At 77.4% G+C, this 4,288-nt stretch carries 3 protein-coding genes and 2 pseudogenes; 2 read left to right on the top strand and 3 right to left on the bottom strand.

The window, feature by feature from the left end:
- Positions 1-70: 70 nt before the first annotated feature.
- Both ACFV0G_RS27595 and ACFV0G_RS27600 read left to right on the top strand, forming a co-directional pair.
- Positions 71-1,135: pseudogene (locus ACFV0G_RS27595) on the top strand (Dyp-type peroxidase); the annotation flags it as partial.
- 169 nt (positions 1,136-1,304) lie between these two features.
- The gene (locus ACFV0G_RS27600) at positions 1,305-2,042 is read left to right on the top strand and encodes an exonuclease domain-containing protein (protein ID WP_380553550.1); all 738 of its coding nucleotides are present in this window, start codon (positions 1,305-1,307) and stop codon (positions 2,040-2,042) included.
- Between the two features lie 19 nt (positions 2,043-2,061).
- On the opposite strand, the gene ACFV0G_RS27605 is transcribed toward ACFV0G_RS27600, so the two are convergent.
- The 3 genes and pseudogenes from ACFV0G_RS27605 to ACFV0G_RS27615 form a co-directional block, all read right to left on the bottom strand.
- Positions 2,062-2,196, bottom strand: coding sequence for a hypothetical protein (locus ACFV0G_RS27605; protein WP_380553544.1), 135 nt, complete (start codon positions 2,194-2,196; stop codon positions 2,062-2,064).
- Between the two features lie 200 nt (positions 2,197-2,396).
- A pseudogene (locus tag ACFV0G_RS27610) lies at positions 2,397-3,170 on the bottom strand (polysaccharide deacetylase family protein); the annotation flags it as partial.
- 74 nt (positions 3,171-3,244) lie between these two features.
- Positions 3,245-4,138, bottom strand: coding sequence for a phosphotransferase enzyme family protein (locus ACFV0G_RS27615; RefSeq protein WP_380553553.1), 894 nt, complete (start codon positions 4,136-4,138; stop codon positions 3,245-3,247).
- Positions 4,139-4,288 lie beyond the last annotated feature (150 nt).

Here is a 4,288-nt window from a genome sequence, read left to right on the forward strand (position 1 = left end):
GGCTTGAGCGGGGCCGGATCGGGTTCGAGATCCAGATCGAGACGAGCCAGTCCATCCTCGCCACCGACGGCACGGCGTCCACCAGGCCGGCATCCTCACCCCCGCCCAGGGCTACGCCACCTTCGCCGCCCTCGACACCACCGCCGCCGACCGGGCCGGCCTGGAACAGCTGCTGCGCACCCTCACCGACCGGATCCGCTTCCTCACCGCCGGCGGTGCCGCCCCACCGGACGACAGCGGACTGCTCGGCCCGGTCGTCCAGGCCGACAACCTCACGGTCACCGTCGGCGTCGGCGCCTCCCTCTTCGACGACCGCTACGGCCTCGCCGACCTCAGGCCCGCCCGGCTCACCCCGATGCGCGCCTTCCCCGACGACGACCTCCAGGACGCCGAACTGCACGGCGACCTCTCCCTGCAGATCTGCGCCGACAGCCAGGACACCGTCCTGCACGCCCTGCGCGACCTGCTGCGCTCCGCCGGCGGCGCGCTGCGCCTGCGCTGGCGGATCGACGGATTCCAGAACAGCTCCCGCCCGGACGGCGCCCAGCGCAACCTGCTCGGCTTCAAGGACGGCATCGTCAACCCCGACACCACCTCCGACCGGCTGATGGACGGCCTGGTCTGGGCCGCCACCGACGGCAGCGAGCCGCCCTGGGCGGCCGGCGGCAGCTACCAGGTGCTGCGCATCATCCGGATGCGGGTGGAGGCCTGGGACGGCGTCGCCCGCGACGCGCAGGAACGGATGATCGGCCGCCGCAAGGGCGACGGCGCGCCGCTCGGCGGCCGCGCCGAGACCGACCCCCCGGCGTACGCCAAGGACCCGGACGGCGCCGTGATCGCCCTGAACGCGCACATCCGGATGGCGAACCCGCGCACCGCAGCCACCGCCGACTCGCGGATCCTGCGGCGCGGCTTCAACTACGACCGCGGCACCGACGGGGCCGGCCGGCTCGACATGGGCCTGGTGTTCTGCTGCTACCAGCAGGACGTGGTACGGCAGTTCGAGGCCGTCCAGACCCGGCTGGTGCACGAACCGCTGGCCGACTTCCTGTCGCCGGTCGGCGGCGGCTACTTCTTCGCGCTGCCGGGTGTGCGGGACGCCTCGGACTGGCTCGGCCGGGCGCTGCTGGCCTGACGCCCCGCCCCCTCCCGCAGCCCCGCCGGCGCCCCGCCCGGCGGGGCTGTCACAGGTGCACGCGATGATGGTCCCCGTCATGCCAGCAGCGACGGAAGGACAGCCACATGACGCGATGCAGGAGGCGGCCGGCCGCGTCCGACCGGCGCACCGGACGGGGGGCCCGGCGATGAGCTGGCTCGGCGCGTCCCTGCTGGCCTTCGACCTGGAGACCACCGGCACCGACATCGAGCACGACCGGATCGTCACGGCCGCGCTGGTCCGGCTGGAGGCGGACGGCACCGTCTCCGCCGAGCGGCACTGGCTGGTCGACCCGGGCATACCCATCCCGGCCGAGGCCAGCGCCATCCACGGGATCTCCACCGAGCAGGCCAGGGGCCGCGGGGTGCGCGCCCGCGAGGCCGTCGAGGAGATCACCCGGGCGATCGCCGAGGCCCTGGCCGGCGGCGTCCCCCTGGTGATCATGAACGCCCGCTACGACCTGTCGCTGCTCGACCGCGAGTGCCGCCGGCACGGCGTCGTCCCGCTCTCCGCCCGGGTCGGCGGGGCGCCGGCCCCGGTGATCGACCCGCTCGTCCTCGACAAGCACGCCGACCGCTACCGGCGCGGCAAGCGCAACCTCCAGGCCCTGTGCGAGCACTACGGCGTGGTGCTGGCCGGCGCCCACCAGGCCGGCGCCGACGCGGTCGCGGCCGCCCGGGTCGCCCGCCGGGTCGGCCAGGCGTTCCCGGCGGTCGGCGGCATCGCGCTCGCCGACCTGCATGCCCTCCAGGTGCGGGCCGCGGCCGAGCAGGCCGCCTCCTTCCAGCAGTACCTGCGCCGCACCTCCGACCCGCACGCCTCGATAGACCCGGCCTGGCCGGTCGTGCCCTACGGCCCGGCGGCGCCGGTCACGGCGGCCGGCTGACCGGCGCCGCCGGCCCGGGTCAGTCGGCGGCCGGGAAGTCGAAGGTGTAGCCCTGGGAGACCAGCCACGGCAGCAGCTGGCGCAGGGCGGCGACGGTCTGGCTGCGGTCGCCGCCGCCGGGGGGGGGGGGCCCGACACGGCCCCGCCCCCCCACTCGGGCGCGGCGGGTGGGGGGAGGGGGGGGGGCCGGGGGGGGCCCCACCACCAGGGGGGGGTCGCGCGCGCCCGGGCGCCGCCACCCCCGCGGCCCGCGCCCGGCCGCACGTGCTGCTGCACGTTGGCGACGATGGCGGGCACGCCGGGGCGCGACCAGTCGCGCGGGTCGACCGACCAGCCGAGCGAGCTCATGCCGTGCTGGGCGGCGATGGCCTCGTTGGCGGCCTCGAAGTCGCCACCGGGCGCACGGAACCAGCCCACCTGGGTGCCGGGGCCGCCCGCGTCGACGATCGCCTGCCGGGCGTCGACGACCTCGTGGACCTGCTGCTCGTAGGACTGGGTGTGCATCGGCTGCGGGTGGTCCACGGTGTGGTCGCAGAGCCGGTGGCCCTCGGCGAGGATGCGCCGGACGGCGCCCGGGTCCCGCTCGACCTCCTTGCCGACCTGGCAGAAGGTCGCGTGCACGTGGTACTCGGCGAGCAGGTCGAGGATCGGGCGGGTGGCCGGGCCCGGGCCGTCGTCGAAGGTCAGCGCGACGGTGCGGCCGCCGCTCGCGGTGCTGCGGATGATGTGGTGCGGGTGCCCGGTGGGGCTGCCGGTCGGCGGGGACGCGCTCGCCGACGGCGTGGTGCCGGCGGTGGCGCCGGAGGACGCCGCGCCGGCGGACGCGGTGGGCGTGCCGGTGCTCGGCGCGGCGGTGGGGGCGGCCGAGGAGCTGCGCTGGGCCGGTATCACGGCGCTCGCGGTGGCCGTGGGGCTCGAGGTGGCCGATCCGTGCGGGGCGACGGCGGCGGCGGTGGTCCGGCCCGCGTCAGCGCTGGTGCGCTGCGCGGGCACCGAGCTGCACCCGGCGACGACGGCCGGGGTGAGCAGCGCGGCGAGGCCGAGGCCGAGGGCGCGGCGGGATCGGGGGCTGGGCTTCCGCATGGTGACGACTCCTGACGTCGTACCGGCCACCCCGGGTGGGGGCATGTGCCGGGGACGACGTCAGCCGGCGGGCGCCGGTTCCGTCGTCTTCGTACGAACGGACCCGGTCCGTGCGGGTCTCAGAACGGATACCAGCGTACGGAGGTCCGGCCGTTGCGCAAGGAGTCCACCCGGCGCCGGAACTCGGCCGCCGCGGCGGGGCTGCCGGGCACGTGCTGGGCGACCCAGGCGGCGCTCGCGGTCTCCCGGGCGCCGCGCAGCACGGCGAATCCCGCCCAGTCCCGGACATCCCAGCCGTACCCGTCGGTGAACGCCCGGTACTCCTCGGCCGGTACTCCGTAACGGTCCTGACTGAGTGCCAGGACGACGAGGTCGTGCTCGCGCAGGTCGTCGGAGACGTTCTCCAGGTCGAGCAGGACGGGGCCGTCCGGGCCGACGTGGACGTTGCGGGGGAGGGCGTCGCCGTGGACGATTCCCGGCGGCAGGTGGGGGGTCAGTCCGGCGGCCGCCGTGACGAAGGTCTCCCTGCGGGCGCGCAGGTACGCGGCGTCGGCCGGATCGATGTGGCCGGCGGCCGCGGCGAGCCAGCGGTCGACGGGGGCGAGCAGGTCGCGGCGGCCGAGCGGGGCGGGCGGCGAGGGCGGTGCGGGCAGCGCGTGCAGGGCCCGCAGCAGCGGTGCGAGGTCGGCGCTGCGGGCGGGCCGGACGGCCGGCGGCAGCCGGTGCCAGAAGGTGACCGGGTGGCCGTCGGCGCTGACCGGCCCGGGCAGGAAGGGGCGGACCACCGGGATGCCCGCGCCGTCCAGCCAGTCGGCCACGGCCACCTCGCGGGCGGCGCGCGGGAGCAGATCGGGGGCGCGCCCGACCTTGGCCACCACCGCGGGCCCGCCGAGGTCGAGGACGGCGTTCTCGCCGAGGGCGAGCAGCCGGGCACCGTCCGGCGCGGGCAGGTCGGCGGCGCGGCAGGCCGCGGCCAGCAGGGCGCGGGCGCGGCCCTCGTCGAAGGCGGTCATCGGGCTCCTCGCGGTGGCGTACCGGACCATCCTGGCGCACCGCCCGCGCACGGCCGGGGGGGGGGGGGCCCGCCCGGGGCGGGCCCGCGCGCCCCGCGTCTCGGGGCGGCGGGCGGTGGCGTACACCCGGTGGCCGAGCCGGTGCAGGGC

It is taken from the genome of Kitasatospora sp. NPDC059571, assembly GCF_042735675.1.
In the GTDB taxonomy this organism is placed as follows: Bacteria; Actinomycetota; Actinomycetes; order Streptomycetales; family Streptomycetaceae; genus Kitasatospora.

Bases quoted from the DNA above. Each gene is read 5' to 3' on its own strand.
- ACFV0G_RS27600 (WP_380553550.1), top strand. From the start codon at position 1,305: ATGAGCTGGCTCGGCGCGTCCCTGCTGGCCTTCGACCTGGAGACCACC.
- ACFV0G_RS27615 (WP_380553553.1), bottom strand. From the start codon at position 4,138: ATGACCGCCTTCGACGAGGGCCGCGCCCGCGCCCTGCTGGCCGCGGCC.